This is a genomic window from Kitasatospora sp. NPDC001547 (assembly GCF_042894165.1).
Taxonomy (GTDB): Bacteria; Actinomycetota; Actinomycetes; order Streptomycetales; family Streptomycetaceae; genus Kitasatospora.
This window is the reverse complement of the sequence record NZ_JBIAVL010000027.1, coordinates 19,045-38,638: the sequence shown is the minus strand read 5'-3', so window position 1 is coordinate 38,638 and position 19,594 is coordinate 19,045. Positions and strand designations below refer to the sequence as shown.

The window sequence follows — 19,594 nt, the reverse complement described above, 5'->3', positions numbered from 1 at the left end:
ATCACTGTCCACGGGTGGTGGGGCCGGTGCCGGGCGGCCGGGCGGTGCTCGCCGCCCGGCCGCCCCGGACGGTCGCGACCGTGAATTCGAAATGCCCGGTGCCGGGCTATTGCCCGCCCTTCTGGACGAATCCGCGCACGAAATCCTCGGCATTCGACTCGAGGACCTCGTCGATTTCGTCCAGCACCGCGTCCACGTCGTCGCTCAGCTTTTCCTGGCGCTCCTTGAGGTCCTCGGAATTCTGGCTTTCCGCGGCCTGCTCCTCGACCTCCTCGGAGGAACGGTTCGCCCGCTGCTGGCCGCCGCCGGTGTCCTTGCCCGCCATTTCCCTCACCCCGCTCGATTCGTCTGGCACGGTTCGGTCGCTGCTCGCTGCAACGACCCTATACACAGGGTGCGACTGCCGCTCCCGGTTTGCCGGTGGCGCTTCCTGTCCAACACCCGCTGCCACCCCGGATGATTCCCATTCGGCGGACGTTCACCCGTGGTGATCGAAAAGTTACCCGCCGGACAGCACCCGGAGCAGGTCCTCGGCCGTGCGACAGCGGTCCAGCAGCGCCTTGACGTGGTTGCGGGTGCCGCGCAGCGGTTCCAGGGTGGGCACCCGCTGCAACGAGTCCCGTCCCGGCAGGTCGAAGATCACCGAGTCCCAGGAGGCCGCCGCGACGTGCTCCGCGTACTGCTCCAGGCAGCGCCCGCGGAAGTACGCCCGGGTGTCCTCCGGCGGCTTGGAGACGGCCCGCTCGACCTCGTCCTCGGTGAGCAGCCGCTCGAACCGCCCGCGGGCCACCAGGCGGTTGTAGAGCCCCTTCTCGGGCCGTACGTCGCTGTACTGGAGGTCGACCAGGTGCAGCCGCGGGTTGTCCCACTCCAGGGCGTCCCGGCTGCGGTAGCCCTCCAGGATCTCCCGCTTGGCGACCCAGTCCAGCTGCCGGGAGAGCGACATCGGGTCGCGCTCCAGCCGCCCCAGGACGTCCTCCCAGCGCGTCAGCACGTCCACCGTCTGCTCGTCCGCGTCGGTGCCGAAGCGGTCCTCGACGTACTTGCGGGCCAGCTCGAAGTACTCCAGCTGGAGCTGGACGGCGGTGAGCCGGCGCCCGTTGCGCAGGGTGATCAGGTGCTTGAGGGTCGGGTCGTGGGAGACCCGGTGCAGGGTGCGCACCGGCTGGTCGACGGCGAGGTCCGCGGCGATGAACGAGTCCTCGATCATCGACAGGACCAGCGAGGTGGTCCCCAGCTTGAGGTAGGTGGAGATCTCGGAGAGGTTGGCGTCCCCGATGATCACGTGCAGCCGGCGGTACTTCTCGGCGTCCGCGTGCGGCTCGTCGCGGGTGTTGATGATCGGGCGCTTGAGCGTCGTCTCCAGGCCGACCTCGACCTCGAAGTAGTCCGCCCGCTGGCTGAGCTGGAAGCCGTGCGCCGAGCCGTCCTGGCCGATGCCGACCCGGCCGGCGCCGGTGACCACCTGGCGGGAGACGAAGAACGGGGTGAGGTGGCGGACGATGTCGGCGAACGGTGTCGCCCGCTTCATCAGGTAGTTCTCGTGGGTGCCGTAGGAGGCGCCCTTGTTGTCGGTGTTGTTCTTGTACAGGTGGATGTTCTGCCCGTTGGGCAGCTCCAGCGCGCGTTGCGCGGCGGCGGCCATGATCCGCTCGCCGGCCTTGTCCCAGAGCACCGCGTCGCGGGGGTTGGTCACCTCGGGCGAGCTGTACTCGGGGTGCGCGTGGTCCACGTAGAACCGGGCCCCGTTGGTGAGGATGACGTTGGCGAGGCCGATGTCCTCGTCGGTCAGCTGGCTGGCGTCCGCGACCTCGCGGGCCAGGTCGAACCCCCGTGCGTCGCGCAGCGGATTCTCCTCCTCGAAGTCCCAGCGGGCCCGCCGTGCCCGGTGCATCGCCGCCGCGTACGCGTTGACGATCTGGGACGAGGTGAGCATGGCGTTGGCGTTGGGGTGCCCCGGCACGGAGATCCCGTACTCGGTCTCGATGCCCATCACTCGCCGTACGGTCATGCGGCCCTCCTTGCCCGGTGCACCGCCCCCGACGGGCGGCGCACTCTGACGTACCGCCGAACAACACCGACGCCGGGCCTCTGCCCGCGGACGGTGGGTCGAGCCTAGAACCCGGCGCCGAGCGGCGGGCCCGGAGACGCGCCGTCCGGCTGCGGGGCCGCGAGGCGCCACAGCCGGACGGGGTGCGTACAGCTCCGGGGACCGCTGCCGGCCCGGACAACCGCGTGCTTACAGGTACTGCCCCGTGTTGGCGACAGTGTCGATGGAGCGGCCGGACTCGGCGCCCTGCTTGCCGGTGACCAGCGTGCGGATGAAGACGATCCGCTCGCCCTTCTTGCCGGAGATGCGGGCCCAGTCGTCCGGGTTGGTGGTGTTCGGGAGGTCCTCGTTCTCCTTGAACTCGTCCACGCAGGCGGCGAGCAGGTGGGAGACGCGCAGACCGCGCTGACCGTGGTCGAGGAAGTCCTTGATGGCCATCTTCTTCGCGCGGTCGACGATGTTCTGGATCATCGCGCCGGAGTTGAAGTCCTTGAAGTACAGGACCTCCTTGTCACCGTTGGCGTAGGTGACCTCCAGGAAGCGGTTCTCCTCGGTCTCGGAGTACATCCGCTCCACCACCGACTGGATCATCGCCGCCACCGTCGCCTCGACGGAGCCGTCGTGCTCCTTGAGGTCGTCCGGGTGGAACGGCAGCGAGTCCTTGAGGTACTTGGAGAAGATGTCCTTCGCGGCCTCGGCGTCCGGGCGCTCGATCTTGATCTTGACGTCCAGGCGGCCGGGCCGCAGGATCGCCGGGTCGATCATGTCCTCGCGGTTCGAGGCGCCGATGACGATGACGTTCTCCAGCCCCTCCACGCCGTCGATCTCGGCGAGCAGCTGCGGGACGATGGTGTTCTCCACGTCCGAGCTGACGCCGGAACCGCGGGTGCGGAACAGCGACTCCATCTCGTCGAAGAAGACGATGACGGGCGTGCCCTCGCTCGCCTTCTCCCGGGCCCGCTGGAAGACCAGGCGGATCTGCCGCTCGGTCTCGCCCACGTACTTGTTGAGCAGCTCGGGGCCCTTGATGTTGAGGAAGTAGCTCTTCCCCTGGGGGCGGCCGGTGACCTCGGCGACCTTCTTGGCCAGCGAGTTGGCGACCGCCTTGGCGATCAGCGTCTTGCCGCAGCCGGGCGGGCCGTAGAGCAGCACGCCCTTGGGCGGGCGCAGCTCGTACTCCTTGAAGAGGTCGGCGTGCAGGTAGGGCAGCTCGACCGCGTCGCGGATCTGCTCGATCTGGTTGCTCAGGCCGCCGATCTGCCGGTAGTCGATGTCCGGGACCTCCTCGAGGACCAGCTCCTCGACCTCGGACTTCGGCACGACCTCGAACACGTAGCCGGAGCGGGGCTCCAGCAGCAGGGCGTCGCCCGCCCGGATGGTCAGCCCGCGCAGCGGCTCGGCGAGGCGCACCACGCGCTCCTCGTCGGTGTGCCCCAGGACCAGGGCGCGCTCGCCGTCCTCCAGGAGTTCCTTGAGGGTGACGATCTCGCCGATGTTCTCGAAGGCCATCGCGTCCACGATGTTGAGGGCCTCGTTGAGCATCACTTCCTGGCCGCGCCGCACCTCGTCGAGGGCGACGTTGGGGCTGACGTTCACGCGGAGCTTCCGCCCGCCGGTGAAGATGTCCGCGGTGCCGTCCTCGTTCGCGTCGAGGAAGGTGCCGAAGCCGGCCGGGGGCTGTGCCAGCCGGTCCACTTCCTCCTTGAGGGCCACGATCTGGTCGCGGGCCTCACGCAGGGTGGAGGCGAGCCGGTCGTTCTGGGCGGTCACGCCCGCCAGGTTGGTCTGGAGCTCGACGATCCGCTCTTCGAGGATCCTCGAATTGCGCGGCGAGTCGGCGAGCTTGCGGCGCAACACGGCGATTTCCTGCTCAAGGTACGAGACCTGAGCGGCCTCGTCGGAACCACGAGCGGGCCTGCCGGTGCTGCGGTTGTAGTCGTCATCGTGGGCTGCCACGGTCCTCACCTCCTCCGGGGAGCTGGACGCTTCCAGACCCTACCTGGGACCAGGGGTCCGTAAACCCCTAGATCAAGAAAGATGGAACGGGCGTGTCCGATCTTCGCCCCAGCGTGCTTCCCCTCTGCTAACTGGGATACCCACCGCGCACCGCCCAAAGCGGGCCAGATGTATCGTCGACCGAAGCGATATCCGATCGCGACCACGAGTCTGGGTCCGATCGTTGTACGAATGGCGGGATTGCTCCAGGAATAGGGGCGACCCGGGACAGAAACGGCAGGGGACCATGTCGGTGACCGAGCAGACGGCGGCGGCCGAGGCGCTGGAGGTGTGGATCGACCAGGATCTGTGCACCGGCGACGGCATCTGCGCGCAGTACGCACCCGAGGTCTTCGAACTCGACATCGACGGGCTGGCCTACGTGAAGGGGCCGGACGACGAGCTGCGCCAGCAGCCCGGGGAGACCGCCCCGGTGCCGCTGACGATCCTTCAGGACGTGGTGGACTCGGCGAAGGAGTGCCCCGGCGACTGCATCCACGTGCGCCGGGTCGCCGACCGGGTCGAGGTGTACGGGCCGGACGCGCAGTAGCCGGTCCGTCACACGGCGGAGACCGGGGCGGCGGTCTGGGAGAGGTCCCAGCCGCCGCCCTTGCGCGTCCAGGTGAGGTCGAGTGAGATGTCGGGCCGGAACCGCGGCACGTCCTCGCTGGAATACCCCTGGGCGTGGCCGGTGATGGCGCCGTCCGAACGCACCGCTATCCGGCTCACGGTGAGGTTCTCGCGCTCGGCGAGCAGGGTGGCCACGACCTCCGGGCGCTCTCCCGGGCCGAAGCCGAGCAGGAAGACGGCGTCCGGCGGGGTGCCGGTCTCGGTGGCGCAGTGCGCGGCCACCACCGTGCCGGGGCGCCCGTCGCCGAGCCGGGCGGGCACGCTGAGCGCCGTCTTCACCGGGAACGGGCCGCAGTCCAGAGGAAGTTGGGCCCGGGCCGGATCGGGGGCCGCGGTCGCGGCGAGGGCCTGGGGGGTGCCGTGCGCGGGGACCGGGGTGCCGGTGGCCGGGGAGGCGGCCAGAGCGGCCCCCACCACCGCGCCGCAGCCGGCCAGGGCGACGGCCCAGTGCCAGGGGGCGGTGCGCGCGCGCCCGGGTCCGGAGCGGCCCCGCGGTCCGTGCTGTCCAGCCGTCGCCGTCGTCGTCCCGACCGCGGTCTCCACCAGGCGTCCCCTCCAGAGCTCCAAGCGCCAGGGCGTGAGCGAGCATCGTCCCACACGGCGTCCACGGCCGAAGAGGAAGGGGGTGGTACGAGCAGAGCGCTCGTACCACCCCTTCCGTGGGTCCGGGGCTCAGCCCAGGTCGGGCTGGTCCGCCTCCGTGGCGCGGGCGGCCTTGCGGGCGGCGGCGCGCTCCTGGAGGGAGGGCTCGGGGGAGCCGTTGTCGTAGTCCTCGCCGTACGCGCCCTTGGCCGGACGGCGGCGGCGCAGCGGCGGCTCCACGCCGTCCGCCAGGCGGCGGGCGGTGAGCAGGAAGCCGGTGTGGCCGATCATCCGGTGGTCCGGGCGGACCGCCAGGCCCTCCAGGTGCCAGGTGCGGACCATGGTCTCCCAGGCCTGCGGCTCGGTGAAGGTGCCGTGGTCGCGCAGCGCCTCGACGGTCTTCGACATCTGCGTGGTGGTGGCCACGTAGCAGCAGATGAGGCCGCCGGGGACGAGCGCCCGGGAGGCGACGTCCAGGCACTCCCAGGGAGCCAGCATGTCGAGGATGACGCGGTCGACGTCGGTCTCGACCAGGTTGTCCTGGAGGTCGCCGACGGTCAGCTTCCACGCCGGGTGCGGGCCGCCGAAGTAGCGCTCGACGTTCCCCCGGGCGATGTCGGCGAAGTCCTGCCGGCGCTCGTAGGAGGCCAGCATGCCCTGCTCGCCCACGGCGCGCAGCAGGTACGTGCTGAGCGCGCCCGAGCCGACACCGGCCTCGACCACGCGGGCGCCCGCGAAGATGTCGGCCATCGCCAGGATCTGCCCCGCGTCCTTGGGGTAGATCACGGCGGCGCCGCGCGGCATGGACAGGACGTAGTCGGGGAGCAGGGGGCGCAGCGCGAGGTACGGGACGTTACCCGTGGTGCGCACGACCGTGCCTTCGGGGGCGCCGATCAGCTCGTCGTGGGGGAACGCACCCTTGTGGGTGTGGAACTGGTTCCCGGCCTGGAGCGTGAACGTGTAGTGGCGACCCTTGGGGTCGGTCAGCTGGACCTGGTCCCCGACCTGGAAGGGCCCGCGTCGGCGGGCGGCACCGGTCGGTTCGGACATGCGGCCAATCCTAAGGGAAGCGGACCGGCCCGCCGGACGCGGGTGATCGTCGGCGGCGGTCAGCGGCCGGTGACGGCGGCGGTGAGCCGCTGTTCGATGTCGCTGAGCGAGGCGACGCCGTACACCCGGCCGTCCGGCTCGACGACCAGGTACTCCCCCGCCGGGGTGGTCTGGACGGCCCGCAGCAGGTCCTCGCCGCCGAGGTCGGCGCTCAGCCGCAGCCCGGGTTCCAGGTCCCGGGCGAGCGGGCCGACCGCCACCCAGGGGCGGCGGTGCTCGGGCACCGACCGGACCGCGGACTCCCGTACGAGGGCGATCGGCTCGCCCCGGCCGTCCACCACGATCACCGCGCCGGCCTGGGCCTCGCGGGCCCGGCGCAGCGCCTCGCCGAGCGGGGTGTCGGCGGTGACCTCGACGGCCCGCCGGGCCAGCTCGCGCAGCCGCAGGCCGGGCAGCACCGCCTTGAGCCGGGCGTTGCGCAGGCTGCCGGTGGCGCCGTTCCAGATGATCGCGGCGAGCACCGCGGCCAGCACCGCGTCCACCAGGGTGTCGGTGGTGGTGCGCTCGACGCCGCGGGCGGCGCTCAGCAGCGGCAGGCCGACCAGCACGGCGACGGCCAGCCCGCGGCCGACCCAGGCGGCGGCCACCGTGCCGGTCATCGGCTTGCCGCTGACCGCCCAGACGACCGCGCGCAGCATCCGCCCGCCGTCCAGCGGCAGGCCCGGCAGCAGGTTGAAGGCGGCGACCACCAGGTTGGAGACCATCAGGCCGGTGAGCAGCACCCCGGGCACGGTGGACAGCTCCACCGCCCGCACCGCGAGGTAGAACACGCCGCCGAGCAGCAGCGAGAGCAGCGGGCCGACGAAGGCCAGCCAGAACTCCCGCCAGGGGGTCTCCGCCTCGTTCTCGATCTCGGAGACGCCCCCGAAGAACTGGAGCTGGATCCGCCGCACCCCGAGCCGGTAGCGCAGCGCGACCAGGGTGTGGGCGAGCTCGTGCACCAGGACGGAGGCGTAGAAGGCGACCGCGAAGAGGAACGCGACCAGGTAGCGGGCACCGCCGAGGTCGGGCAGCACCTCGCCAAGCTGCCCGCCGAACACCCAGGTGATCAGCGCGGCGATGACGAACCAGGAGGGGGTGACGTAGACGGGCACACCGAAGGGGCGGCCCATCAGGATGCCGCCGCGGCGCTCGGGCGGCGGCGCGGCCGGACGCCCGTCTTCCGCCTGCGGTGGCCGGTCGGAGGGCTGCTGCCCCCTGCTGTCGCTCACCGTGATCCCTTCGGTCGTCTCCCCCGTCGTGCCCGGTGCGCCCACGCTACGTGATCGCGGCCGTCCGGCGCTGCGCGGCCCTCCTCCCGGTTTCCTACCCACTCGGCCGCGGCTGTGGCAGCACCGTGGCAGCGGGATGACAGCGAAGGGCAATAGGGTCGTAGCCATGCACACCGAGACCAGCAGTGCCGCCGCGCGCCCGGCGGCACCCCCGACCGGCCTCTCGCCGTCCCGAGCGGGGGACTTCCTCACCTGTCCCCTGCTGTACCGGCTGCGGGTGATCGACCGGCTGCCCGAGCCGCCGAGCTCGGCGGCGACCCGGGGCACGCTGGTGCACGCCGTGCTGGAGCGGCTGTTCGACAGCCCGGCGGCCGAGCGGACGCCGGAGCGGGCGCTGGGCCTGCTGCGCCCGCAGTGGGAGCGGCTGCTGGGCGAGCGCCCGGAGCTGGCCTCGCTGTTCCCGGAGGACCCGGACGGCGCGGCGCTGACCCGCTGGCTGGCGGACGCCGAGAAGCTGGTCGGCCAGTGGTTCCGGCTGGAGGACCCGACCCGGCTGCACCCGGTGGAGCGGGAGCTCTACGTGGAGACGGCCCTGGAGTCGGGGCTGCTGCTGCGCGGCTACATCGACCGGGTGGACGTCGCCCCGACCGGTGAGGTCCGGCTGGTGGACTACAAGACCGGCCGGGCGCCCTCGCGGGACTTCGAGGGCAAGGCGATGTTCCAGATGAAGTTCTACGCGCTGGTGGTGTGGCGCTGGAAGGGCGTGATTCCCAAGCGCCTCCAGCTGGTCTACCTCGGCGGGGGCGGGGACGTGGTCAGCTACGACCCGGACGAGGCGGACCTGCTCGCCGTGGAGCGCAAGCTCCAGGCACTGTGGGAGCGGATCGGCCTGGCGGTGGCCACCGGGGACTTCCCGGCCACCCGCAACCGCCTCTGCGACTGGTGCGACCACCAGGCCAGCTGCCCGGAGTTCGGCGGCACCCCGCCGCCGTACCCGCTGCCGGTGCCGCCGGCCCGTACGTCGGATGAGAGTGATCCCACGGGGGATCCGATGAGCAAGGAGTCCTAGGTGACGATCCGAGTGCTGCTGGTCGACGACCAGCCGCTGCTGCGCACCGGTTTCCGGATGATCCTGGAAGCCGAGTCCGACCTCGTGGTGGTCGGGGAGGCCGGCGACGGCCAGCAGGCGCTGGACCAGGTGCGGGCGCTGCAGCCCGACGTGGTGCTGATGGACATCCGGATGCCCAGGATGGACGGCGTCGAGGCGACCCGCCGGATCGCCGGCCCGGGGCGGGACGGCCCGGCCAAGGTGCTGGTGCTGACCACCTTCGACCTGGACGAGTACGTGGTGGAGGCGCTGCGCGCGGGCGCCAGCGGCTTCCTGCTGAAGGACGTCCCGGCCGAGGAGCTGGTGCAGGCGATCCGGGTGGTCGCGGACGGCGCGGCGATGCTGGCGCCGAGCATCACCCGCCGGCTGCTGGACATGTACGCCACCAAGCTGCCCTCGGGCGACGAGGCGCCGCCGCAGGCGCTGAGCGCGCTGACCGAGCGGGAGCTGGAGGTGCTGAAGCTGGTGGCGCGCGGGCTGTCGAACGCGGAGATCGCGGCCGAGCTGTTCGTCAGCGAGACCACCGTCAAGACGCACGTGGGCCATGTGCTGACCAAGCTCCAGCTGCGCGACCGGGTCCAGGCGGCCGTGTACGCCTACGAGAGCGGGCTGGTGCGCCCGGGCGCCCTGTAGGCCCGTGGCGGCCCCGCGGGGCCGCCGGAACACGACGGCGGCCCGTCCGCTCCCCCGTACCGACGGGGAAGCGGGCGGGCCGCCGTGCTGCGGGCGCTACTTGTTGGTCCGGCTGATCTCCCAGAAGCGGAAGTAGCCGGTGGTGTCGACGGTGGACTCGACGCCGGTGACGTACGAGCGGGCCGCGAAGAAGGACTTGTTCTGGTACAGCGGGACCAGCGGCACGTTCTCGGCCTCGATCTGCTGGATCTGCGCGTAGGTGGCGGCCGCGGCGCTGCGGTCGGTCTGCTTGAGGCCGTCCGGCACCAGCTTGCCGCTGATCCGCGGGTCGTCCCAACCGTGGTGGTAGGCACCGCCGTTGACCAGCAGCGGGGCGAGGTAGTTGTCCGGGTCCGGGTAGTCGGCGAACCAGCCGATGACGTACGCCTGGTACTTGCTCTCGGCCCAGCCCTTGCGGTACGAGTCCCAGTCCGGCTCCTGGGCGAGCGTCACCTGGAAGAGGCCGCCGGTCTCCAGCTGCTTCTTCAGCGTCTCGGCCTCGTTGCTGCCGGCCCGCGAACGGGACCAGGTGAGGGTGAACTTGACCGGGGTCTGGACCTTGGCGTCGGTCAGGATCTTCTTGGCCTTGTTGACGTCCTGGTCGCCGTAGCGGTCGAAGAAGGCCGTGCTGTGGCCGGGCAGCCCGGCCGGGACCATGGAGTAGAGCGCCTGGACGGTGCGGGCGAAGACGTCGCGGGCCAGCGCCTTGCGGTCCATCATCTGGGCGATGGCCTGGCGGACGGCGACGTTGCTCATCAGCGGGTCCTTGGTGTTGAGGACCAGCGAACGGGTGTCGTTGCTGTCGCCCTCGGTCACCTGGAGGTCGGTCTTGCCGCCCTGCTGGTCGGAGCGGACCTGGGCGGCGGTGTTCGGCTCCAGGCTGTTGTCGGTGAGGTCGACCTCGCTCCGGTCCAGCGCGGCCTTCAGGTCCTCCGACTTGTCGAAGTACCGGACGGTGAACTTGTTGTTCCGCAGCTTGGCCTCGCCGCCGTACTTGTCGTTGGCCGACAGCACGACCTTGCCCAGCTGCTTGCCGCCGTTCAGGTTCTCGACCGAGTCGATGCGGTACGGGCCGGAGCCGATCAGCTTGTCGTTGGCGACGAGCTTGTCGGCGGGGTAGGCCTGGTGGTCCACGATGGCGCCGGCCGGGGTCGCCAGCTTCGCCGGCAGGGTGGCGTCGGGCGCGGAGAGGTGGAAGAGCACCTCGTTGTCGCCCTTGGCCTCGACGGACTTGATCGAGTCGAGCAGTTCGACCGGGCCGTTCGGGTCGTTGATCTTCTTGGTGCGCTCGATCGAGTAGACCACGTCCTGGGCGGTCATCGGGTGACCGTTGGAGAACTTCAGGCCGGGCTTCAGGGTGCAGTGGTACTCGGTGGCCTCGGCGCTGGTGAACTCGCAGGACTGCGCGGCGTCCGGGGAGGGCGAGCTGGCCGCGGCCTGGAAGGTGAGCAGCGACTGGAAGGTGTTGCGCAGCAACAGCCAGGATCCGGAGTCGTAGGCGGCGGCCGGGTCCAGGACACCGGTCAGCTGGCTGGTGCCCATGGTGATGGACTTGCCGCTGTCCCCCTTGACCACGTCGGTCACCGATCCGCAGCCCGCCACCGACACGGCGACCAGGCCGGCGCAACCGAGTACTGCCAGGCGTTCAGCTGAAGTCTTCACGAGGCGCGTCCTTCTGGGTGGCACGAACTGGAGTAGCGTGCCACATCGAACACGCACGACCGGTACCCGTGCAGATGACGTTTGGGACACGGTGGTTCAGGGCATCACGGCACGCCCGACGAGTTGTCAGCCAATGCCCGTTTTCTCCCCCGACGGCTTCGTCCCGGAGGCCCGCGAGGTCGCTTACCGGCCAGTAAGGCCGGGTCGCAATGAGACGACAATCACACTCGCGAGGTGACCAGGGAGCGCAACAGGTCGAGGTCGACCCGCTCCAGCGAGGGCAGCACCAGCCGCCCCGGAGCCGGCTCGATCGCCGCCACCGAGGGCACCGCGATCACCGGGCAGCCGGCCGCCTCGCCCGCCCGCACCCCGGTCGGGGTGTCCTCGATCACCACGCAGCGGGCCGGGTCCGCCCCCAGCCGCCGGGCCGCCTCCAGGTACGGGTCCGGGAACGGCTTGGTGCGCGGCACCTCGTCCCCGCCGATGGTGAAGGCGAAGTGGTGGGCGCCCAGCGAGCGCAGCACGATGTCGATCACGTGCCGGTGCGAGGCGGACACCATGGCGGCCGGGATGCCGTGCGCGGCAAGGGTGTTGAGCAGCCGTTCGGCGCCCGGCATGAGCGGCACCCCGCCTGCCAGCAGGTCGACGAAGCGCTGGTTGACCAGCACGCCGAGGTCGGCCGGCGCGATGTCCGCCCCGGTCCGGGCGACCAGGTAGTCCATCACCCTGGCCATCGGGCCGCCGACCACGTGGGCGCGGTCCGCCTCGTCCAGCTCGTGGCCCAGCTCGGCGAAGAGCGAGGCCTCGGCCTGCCACCAGAAGTCCTCGGTGTCCACCAGCGTCCCGTCCATGTCCAGCAGCACCGCCTGGAGCCCGCGGTCGTCCCCGTGGTCGAGGATGCGCGCGGAGGTGGGGCTGGTCGTCATGGCAGGTGTCCTTCCGGCAGGCCCGGGGCGTTCCGGGGAAGGCACGGGCCGGCCCGCTGGTGAGCGGACCGGCCCGTTCAGGATCATCCAGGATACGCCCGCTTCGCCCGGAAGGAGCGAACGCGGCACGAACCGGGCGTTACCGGGCGTTGAAGTACTTCGCCTCGGGGTGGTGGATCACGATCGCGTCGGTGGACTGCTCCGGGTGCAGCTGGAACTCCTCGGAGAGCACCACGCCGATCCGCTCCGGCTTCAGCAGCTCGGCGATCTTGGCGCGGTCCTCCAGCTCGGGGCAGGCCCCGTAGCCGAGCGAGAAGCGGGCGCCGCGGTACTTGAGCGCGAACATGTCCTTGACGTCCTGCGGGTCCTCGCCGGAGAAGCCCAGCTCGTAGCGGACCCGCGCGTGCCAGAACTCGGCCAGCGCCTCGGCCAGCTGCACCGACAGGCCGTGCAGCTCCAGGTAGTCCCGGTAGGAGTTGCCGGCGAACAGCTCGTTGGCCGCCTCCGAGATCCGGTTGCCCATGGTGACCACCTGGAGGCCGACGACGTCCCGCACCCCGGACTCCTCCGGGCGGAAGAAGTCGGCCAGGCAGAGCCGGCGCCCGCGCCGCTGGCGCGGGAAGGTGAAGCGGGTGCGCTCGGTGCCGTCCTCGTGGAAGACGATCAGGTCGTCGCCCTTGGAGTTGGCCGGGTAGTAGCCGTAGACCACGGCCGCCTCCAGCCAGCCCTCGGTCTGCAGCCGGTCCAGCCAGGCCCGCAGCCGCGGCCGGCCCTCGGTCTCCACCAGCTCCTCGTACGAGGGGCCGTCGCCGGTGCGGGAGGCCTTCAGGCCCCACTGCCCCTTGAACAGCGCGTCCTCGTCCAGCCAGGAGGCGTAGTCGGCGAACGGGATGCCCTTGACGATCCGGTCGCCCCAGAACGGCGGGGTCGGCACGGTGTTGTCGACCGCGACGTCGGAGCGGATCTGGCCGAGGTTGACCTCGGGCTCCGGCTCCTCCACCTCGACCCGGGCGTGCCGGCGCTGCTTGAGCTCCGGCAGGGCCGCGCCGGGCACGCCGCGCTTGACCGCGATCAGCGCGTCCATCAGCCGCAGGCCCTCGAAGGCGTCCCGGGCGTAGCGGACCTCGCCCTCGTAGATCTCGTGCAGGTCCTGCTCGACGTAGGCCCGGGTGAGCGCGGCGCCGCCGAGGATCACCGGGTAGCTCGCGGCCAGCTTGCGCTGGTTCAGCTCCTCCAGGTTCTCCTTCATGATCACGGTGGACTTCACCAGCAGCCCGGACATCCCGATGACGTCCGCGTTGTGCTCCTGCGCGGCGTCCAGGATCGCCGAGACCGGCTGCTTGATGCCCAGGTTGACCACGTTGTAGCCGTTGTTGGACAGGATGATGTCGACCAGGTTCTTGCCGATGTCGTGGACGTCGCCCTTGACGGTGGCCAGCACGATGGTGCCCTTGCCCTCGCTGTCGGACTTCTCCATGTGCGGCTCCAGGTGGGCCACCGCGGTCTTCATCACCTCGGCGGACTGGAGCACGAACGGCAGCTGCATCTGGCCCGAGCCGAACAGCTCGCCGACCACCTTCATGCCGGCCAGCAGGGTGTCGTTGATGATCTCCAGCGCCGGGCGCCCGGCCAGCGCCTCGTCCAGGTCGGCCTCCAGGCCGTTCCGCTCGCCGTCGATGATCCGGCGCTGCAGCCGCTCCTCCAGCGGGAGCGCGGCCAGCTCCTCGGCCTTGGAGGCCTTGACCGAGGCGGCGGAGACGCCCTCGAACAGCTCCAGGAGGCGCTGCAGCGGGTCGTAGCCGTCCCGGCGGCGGTCGTAGACCAGGTCGAGCGCGGCCTCGCGCTGGTCCTCCGGGATCCGGGAGATCGGCAGGATCTTGGAGGCGTGCACGATCGCCGAGTCCAGGCCGGCCTCCACGCACTCGTGCAGGAAGACCGAGTTGAGCACCACCCGGGCGGCCGGGTTGAGGCCGAAGGAGATGTTCGACAGGCCGAGCGTGGTCTGCACCCCGGGGTGGCGGCGCTTGAGCTCGCGGATCGCCTCGATGGTCTCGATGCCGTCCCGGCGGGACTCCTCCTGGCCGGTGGCCAGGGTGAAGGTGAGGCAGTCGACCAGGATCGAGCCCTCGTCGATGCCGTAGTCGGTGGTGAGTTCGGCGATCAGCCGCTCGGCGATCGCGACCTTCGCCTCGGCGGTGCGGGCCTGGCCCTGCTCGTCGATGGTCAGCGCGATCAGGCCGGCGCCGTGCTCGCGGGCCAGCGAGGCGATCCGGCCGAAGCGCGAGTCGGGGGCGTTGCCGTCCTCGTAGTTGACCGAGTTGAGCACCGCGCGGCCGCCGAGCGCCTCCAGGCCGGCCCGCAGCACGGGCGGCTCGGTGGAGTCCAGCACGATCGGCAGGGTGGAGGCGGTGGCCAGTCGGCCGGCGATCTCCTTCATGTCGGCGACGCCGTCGCGGCCGACGTAGTCCACGCAGAGGTCCAGCAGGTGGGAGCCGTCCCGGATCTGGTCGCGGGCGATCTCCACGCAGGCCTGCCAGTCGCCGGCCAGCATCGACTCGCGGAACTTCTTGGAGCCGTTGGCGTTGGTGCGCTCGCCGATCGCCAGGTAGGAGGTGTCCTGGCGGAACGGCACCGCCTGGTACAGCGAGGCCGCCGAGGGCTCCGGCCGCGGGTCGCGCGGGGCGATCGGACGGCCCTGGACCCGCTCGACCACCTGGCGCAGGTGCTCGGGGGTGGTGCCGCAGCAGCCGCCGACCAGCGAGAGGCCGTACTCGCGGGTGAACACGTCGTGGGCGTCGGCCAGTTCGGCCGGGGAGAGCGGGTAGTGGGCGCCGTCCTTGCCGAGCACCGGCAGGCCCGCGTTCGGCATGCAGGACAGGCCGATCCGGGCGTTCTTGGCCAGGTAGCGCAGGTGCTCGCTCATCTCGGCCGGGCCGGTGGCGCAGTTGAGGCCGATGTAGTCCACGCCCAGCGGCTCCAGCGCGGTGAGCGCGGCGCCGATCTCGGAGCCGAGCAGCATGGTGCCGGTGGTCTCCACCGTCACCTGCACCAGCACCGGCAGGTCGAGCCCGGCCTCGGCCAGGGCCCGCTTGGAGCCCAGGATGGCGGCCTTGGTCTGCAGCAGGTCCTGGCTGGTCTCCACCAGCAGCGCGTCGGCACCGCCGGCGATCAGCCCGGCCGCGTTCTGCTGGAAGCCGTCGCGCAGCGTCGCGTACGGGGCGTGGCCGAGGGTCGGCAGCTTGGTGCCGGGGCCGATCGAGCCCAGCACCCAGCGGACGCGGCCGTCGGCGGCGGTGTGGGCGTCGGCCGTCTCGCGGGCGATCCGGGCGCCGGACTCGGACAGCTCGAAGATCCGCTCGGAGATCTCGTACTCGCCCAGCGCGCTGAAGTTGGCGCCGAAGGTGTTGGTCTCCACGCAGTCCACGCCCACCCCGAAGTAGGCCTCGTGGACGGACCGGACGATGTCCGGGCGGGTGATGTTGAGGACCTCGTTGCAGCCTTCGAGGTTCTGGAAGTCCTCCAGCGTCGGGTCCTGCGCCTGGAGCATGGTGCCCATGGCACCGTCGGCGACCACCACCCGGGTGGCGAGCGCTTCACGCAACGCGTTCGCGCGGCTCTGCTGAGTGATGGACGGGGTGGCTGCTGTGGCCATGGGGCTTCTCCCTGGTGCGACGGCTGTCGGCTTTGCGCACCCGCTTGGTCGGGCGCGCACGTGGCCAGGGTATCCGGCCCACCGGTCGGCCCGCCGTGCCATTCCGTATCCTGAGCGCTCGATCGCGAGGGGGAGCATGCGCGTGACCAGATTCCGGACCTCCGCGCAGCGTGTCGGCCGGGCCGTGACGGCCCCGTTCCGCATGCTGCGCGACCGCTGGCGGGCCTGGTCCCGGTGGCGCCGGGCCCTGCTGGTGCTGGTGCTGGTGGCGGCCGTCCCGGCCACCGCGCTGGGCTCGGCGTTCGTGGTGTTCCGGCTGCACTACACCGGCGAGCCCGCCGCCGACGCCCGTACCCGCGGCCGGGACGCGCTCTGGCTCGGCCACGCCTGGGTGGACGGCCGCAAGACCGAGGCCGACGTGGCCGCGCTGGTCCGGCAGCTGGCCGGCACCGGCATCCGGGACCTGTACGTGCACACCGGCCCGCTGGAGCACGACGGCTCGCTGCCGCCCGCCGTCCACCCCCGGGGTCGCTGGTTCACCGACGCCGTCCACCGGGCGCTGCCGGGCGTGCGGCTGCAGAGCTGGCTGGGTGACGAGGTCAAGCCGGAGAAGGACGCCCTGGACCTGGAGGACGCGCCCACCCGGGACCGGGTGACCGCCTCCGCCCGGCAGGTGCTGGACCTCGGCTTCGACGGCGTGCACTTCGACATGGAGCCGATCCGCCCCGGTTCGGCCGGCTGGCTGGCCCTGCTCGACCAGGTCCGGCCGGTCACCGCGGCGCGCGGCGCCCAGCTGTCGGTGGCGGCCCCGCAGATCGACCCGGTCCCGGGCCTGCACACGGCCGGCATCCTGCTCACCGACCACGGCAAGTGGTGGGACCGGGCGTACTTCACCGAGACCGCCCGCCGGGTCGACCAGATCGCGGTGATGAGCTACGACACCTCGATGCCCACCGAGCCGCTGTACGGCGGCTACGTCGCCCGGCAGACCGAACTCGCGCTGCGGTCCACCCCGGCCGACGTGGACCTGCTGATGGGCCTGCCGTTCTACTGGGACGACAAGTGGGGCCACTGGGGCGACGCCGAGACCGTCCGGGCCGCCGTCCGGGGCGTGCGACTGGGCCTGGGCCGGGAGGACCGGCGGCGGGCCAACTTCGGCGTCGCGCTGTACGTGGACTTCGCCTCGCTGCCGGAGCACTGGGCGGCGTACCGCAGCGGCTGGGTGGGCACGCCCTGAAGGGTGCCCGAGCGCCCGGCACCCGGCCGCCCCGTCGCTCCGCGCCACCGGACGGGCACGGTCCGCACCCGAACCGGTGGCTGACGAACCGTCAGCCCGGGGCCTTCCGATATCCGGTGGATCCCGGCCGTCCGCTCCCCCAGACTGTCCCGGTGCCCGGCCGTGGTGCGCATCAAAGCCCGTAGGCTGGGCAGGTAGGGACCGTGGAGCGAGGCGTTCCACGGGAGACGAGAGGTTCGACAGTCGGCAGCCGGCCGTCGGCGCCCCGGCAGGCCAGCCGGGGCGGCGCGGGTCCGACCGCCGACCGGAGGGAGACGCTGGGTGATCGAGTTGGAAGATGTTCCCGAGTTGATCGACCCGGTGATGGTCTGCGCGTTCGAGGGCTGGAACGACGCGGGCGACGCCGCCTCCGCGGCTCTGGCGCACCTGGACGAGACCTGGAGCGGCAAGGTGTTCGCCGCCCTGGACGCGGAGGACTACTACGACTTCCAGGTCAACCGGCCCACGGTCTGGCTGGACGGCGGCGTCCGCCGGATCACCTGGCCGACCACCCGGCTCTCGGTGGTCCGGGTGACGGAGCCGACGACCAGGGACGTCGTGCTGGTCCGCGGCATCGAGCCGAGCATGCGCTGGCGCTCGTTCTGCAACGAGCTGCTCGGCTTCGCGCACGAGCTGGGCGTCGAGCTGGTGGTGATCCTGGGCGCGCTGCTCGGCGACACCCCGCACAGCCGCCCGGTGCCGGTGAGCGGCGTCACCTCCGACCCGGAGCTGGCCCGCCGGCTGGACCTGGAGGAGAGCCGCTACGAGGGCCCCACCGGCATCGTCGGGGTGCTCCAGGAGGCCTGCACCCACGCCGGCGTGCCGGCCGTGACGCTCTGGGCCGCGGTGCCCCACTACGTCTCGCAGCCGCCGAACCCCAAGGCCACGCTGGCCCTGGTCAACAAGCTGGAGGACCTGCTGGACCTGCGCATCCCGCCGGGCGAGCTCGCCGAGGACGCCCGGGCCTGGCAGCTCGGCGTGGACCAGCTGGCCGCCGAGGACAGCGAGGTGGCCGAGTACGTCCAGCAGCTGGAGGAGGCGCAGGACACCGCGGAGCTGCCGGAGGCCTCCGGCGACGCGATCGCCCGCGAGTTCGAGCGCTACCTGCGCCGGCGGGAGAACGTCGGGCCGACCGGCGAGAAGCCGGTGGCCGGGCACGCCACGGCGGAGCGGCCGGCCGAGCCGGAGGCGCCGGGCGGCGCCCGGGAGGGGCAGGACGGCTCCGAGGAGGAGTGACCTCCGCACGACCGCCGTGCGACAGGCCGTCCGGCCCGCCGTACGACGGGCCGGACGGCCGAAGGGGCGTCAGGACATCCGGTCCTGACGCCCCTTCGGCGTGTGGTGCGGGGTGTTACAGCGCGACGCCCAGCAGGGCGTCCACGGTGCGGGTCACCAGGCCGGGCGCGCCGGTGTCGGTGCCGCCGTCGGCCTCCTGCCGGGCCGCCCAGCGGTCGACCGCGGCCAGCGCGGCGGGCGCGTCCAGGTCGTTCGCGAGCGCCGCGCGCACCTCGGTGAGCAGCTGCTCGGCCGCCGGACCGTCCGGGCGGGAGACCGCGGCGCGCCAGCGGGCGAGGCGCTCGACGGCGTCGTCCAGGGTGCTCTTGGTCCACTCCCAGTCCGCGCGGTAGTGGTGCGAGAGCAGCGCCAGGCGGATCGCCGCCGGGTCGACGCCCTCGCGGCGCAGCGCCGAGACGAAGACCAGGTTGCCGCGGGACTTGGACATCTTGTGGCCGTCCAGGGCGACCATGCCGGCGTGCACGTACGCCTTGGCGTACGGGTGGGTGCCGGTGGCGACCTGGGCGTGCGCGGCGCCCATCTCGTGGTGCGGGAAGGAGAGGTCGCTGCCGCCGCCCTGGATGTCGAAGGACATGCCGAGGTACTGCAGCGCGATGGCGACGCACTCGATGTGCCAGCCGGGGCGGCCGTGGCCGAGCTCGGTGTCCCAGGCGGGCTCGCCCGGGCGGGCGGCCAGCCAGAGCAGGGCGTCCAGCGGGTTGCGCTTGCCGGGGCGGTCCGGGTCGCCGCCGCGCTCGGCGAAGACCGGGCGCATGGCCTCGCGGGTCAGCCCGGAGACCTCGCCGAAGTGCGGGTCGGCGTCGACCGAGAAGTAGATGTCGCCGTCCACCTCGTAGGCGGCGCCGGAGGCCAGCAGCTTCTGGACGATCGGGACGATCCACGGGATCGACTCGACGGCGCCGATGTAGTGGGCCGGCGGCAGCATCCGCAGCGCGGTCATGTCCTCGCGGAACAGGGCCGTCTCGCGCTCGGCCAGGGCGGTCCAGTCCTGCCCGGTCTCGACCGCGCGGGCGAGCAGGGGGTCGTCGACGTCGGTGACGTTCTGGATGTACAGGACGTCGTGACCGGCGTCCCGCCAGACGCGCTGCACCAGGTCGAACGCGTTGTAGGTGGCGGCGTGGCCCATGTGGGTCGCGTCGTAGGGGGTGATGCCGCAGACGTAGATCCGGGCGGTGCCGTCCAGCGGCACGACCTCCCGGACCGTGCCCGCTGCGGTGTCGTGGATACGAAGGGGGAGCCCCTGACCAGGCAGGGCGGGAACCTCGGAGGCGGGCCAGGCATGCATGGCAACAACTTTAACCTTGCGAACATTTGAAAGCCTAACCAGTGCGAAAGATCGACTGGATTCGCTTCCTGCCGTTGCCCGGCGGTTTCCCGACTGGTAATGCACGGGATCCGGCCGCCGTTCCGGGCGCGCCCGGCCC

At 71.8% G+C, this 19,594-nt stretch carries 15 protein-coding genes; 5 read left to right on the top strand and 10 right to left on the bottom strand.

Annotated elements, in window-relative coordinates:
* Positions 1 to 106: 106 nt before the first annotated feature.
* The 3 genes from ACFY0X_RS32110 to arc form a co-directional block, all read right to left on the bottom strand.
* A complete protein-coding gene (locus ACFY0X_RS32110; protein WP_355250385.1) occupies positions 107 to 325 on the bottom strand; it encodes a ubiquitin-like protein Pup in 219 nt (72 codons plus the stop codon).
* Positions 326 to 499: 174 nt separating this feature from the next.
* Positions 500 to 2,011, bottom strand: coding sequence for a depupylase/deamidase Dop (gene dop, locus ACFY0X_RS32105; protein WP_387759866.1), 1,512 nt, complete (start codon positions 2,009 to 2,011; stop codon positions 500 to 502).
* 228 nt (positions 2,012 to 2,239) lie between these two features.
* The gene (arc, locus tag ACFY0X_RS32100) at positions 2,240 to 4,006 is read right to left on the bottom strand and encodes a proteasome ATPase (RefSeq protein WP_387759865.1); all 1,767 of its coding nucleotides are present in this window, start codon (positions 4,004 to 4,006) and stop codon (positions 2,240 to 2,242) included.
* Between the two features lie 286 nt (positions 4,007 to 4,292).
* On the opposite strand from arc, the gene ACFY0X_RS32095 reads away from it, so the two are divergent.
* Positions 4,293 to 4,595, top strand: a complete 303-nt coding sequence (locus tag ACFY0X_RS32095) for a ferredoxin (RefSeq protein ID WP_387759863.1) — start codon at positions 4,293 to 4,295, stop codon at positions 4,593 to 4,595.
* An 8-nt stretch (positions 4,596 to 4,603) separates the two neighbouring features.
* Here the strand turns inward: ACFY0X_RS32095 and ACFY0X_RS32090 are convergent, their stop codons facing one another.
* From ACFY0X_RS32090 to ACFY0X_RS32080, 3 genes are all read right to left on the bottom strand, one after another.
* Complete coding sequence (locus ACFY0X_RS32090) at positions 4,604 to 5,218, bottom strand: hypothetical protein (protein ID WP_387759861.1); 615 nt, start codon at positions 5,216 to 5,218, stop codon at positions 4,604 to 4,606.
* 129 nt (positions 5,219 to 5,347) lie between these two features.
* Positions 5,348 to 6,307 (bottom strand): tRNA (adenine-N1)-methyltransferase, encoded by a 960-nt coding sequence (locus tag ACFY0X_RS32085; protein ID WP_387759860.1) that lies wholly within the window; start codon positions 6,305 to 6,307, stop codon positions 5,348 to 5,350.
* Between the two features lie 59 nt (positions 6,308 to 6,366).
* Entirely contained in the window at positions 6,367 to 7,578 is a 1,212-nt protein-coding gene (locus tag ACFY0X_RS32080; RefSeq protein ID WP_387759859.1) for a site-2 protease family protein, read from the bottom strand.
* Between the two features lie 166 nt (positions 7,579 to 7,744).
* Between ACFY0X_RS32080 and ACFY0X_RS32075 the strand changes: the two genes are divergently transcribed.
* Positions 7,745 to 8,647 carry a RecB family exonuclease gene (locus tag ACFY0X_RS32075; protein ID WP_387759858.1) on the top strand — a complete coding sequence of 301 codons (903 nt, stop codon included), beginning with the start codon at positions 7,745 to 7,747 and terminating at the stop codon, positions 8,645 to 8,647.
* Entirely contained in the window at positions 8,648 to 9,319 is a 672-nt protein-coding gene (locus tag ACFY0X_RS32070) for a response regulator transcription factor (protein WP_188299078.1), read from the top strand. It begins immediately after the preceding gene.
* A gap of 96 nt (positions 9,320 to 9,415) precedes the next feature.
* Here the strand turns inward: ACFY0X_RS32070 and ACFY0X_RS32065 are convergent, their stop codons facing one another.
* The 3 genes from ACFY0X_RS32065 to metH form a co-directional block, all read right to left on the bottom strand.
* Complete coding sequence (locus ACFY0X_RS32065) at positions 9,416 to 11,020, bottom strand: ABC transporter substrate-binding protein (RefSeq protein WP_387759857.1); 1,605 nt, start codon at positions 11,018 to 11,020, stop codon at positions 9,416 to 9,418.
* A gap of 221 nt (positions 11,021 to 11,241) precedes the next feature.
* The gene (locus ACFY0X_RS32060; RefSeq protein ID WP_387759856.1) at positions 11,242 to 11,946 is read right to left on the bottom strand and encodes an HAD family hydrolase; all 705 of its coding nucleotides are present in this window, start codon (positions 11,944 to 11,946) and stop codon (positions 11,242 to 11,244) included.
* Between the two features lie 139 nt (positions 11,947 to 12,085).
* On the bottom strand, positions 12,086 to 15,598 hold the full coding sequence (metH, locus tag ACFY0X_RS32055) for a methionine synthase (RefSeq protein WP_387759855.1): 3,513 nt from the start codon (positions 15,596 to 15,598) through the stop codon (positions 12,086 to 12,088).
* 136 nt (positions 15,599 to 15,734) lie between these two features.
* Between metH and ACFY0X_RS32050 the strand changes: the two genes are divergently transcribed.
* A complete protein-coding gene (locus ACFY0X_RS32050) occupies positions 15,735 to 16,835 on the top strand; it encodes a hypothetical protein (RefSeq protein WP_387759853.1) in 1,101 nt (366 codons plus the stop codon).
* 321 nt (positions 16,836 to 17,156) lie between these two features.
* Positions 17,157 to 18,110: a PAC2 family protein gene (locus ACFY0X_RS32045; RefSeq protein WP_387759852.1), complete on the top strand. Its 954-nt coding sequence runs from the start codon at positions 17,157 to 17,159 to the stop codon at positions 18,108 to 18,110.
* Between the two features lie 115 nt (positions 18,111 to 18,225).
* Here ACFY0X_RS32045 and mshC read toward each other — a convergent pair whose 3' ends face one another.
* Positions 18,226 to 19,455 carry a cysteine--1-D-myo-inosityl 2-amino-2-deoxy-alpha-D-glucopyranoside ligase gene (mshC, locus tag ACFY0X_RS32040; protein ID WP_387759850.1) on the bottom strand — a complete coding sequence of 410 codons (1,230 nt, stop codon included), beginning with the start codon at positions 19,453 to 19,455 and terminating at the stop codon, positions 18,226 to 18,228.
* Positions 19,456 to 19,594 lie beyond the last annotated feature (139 nt).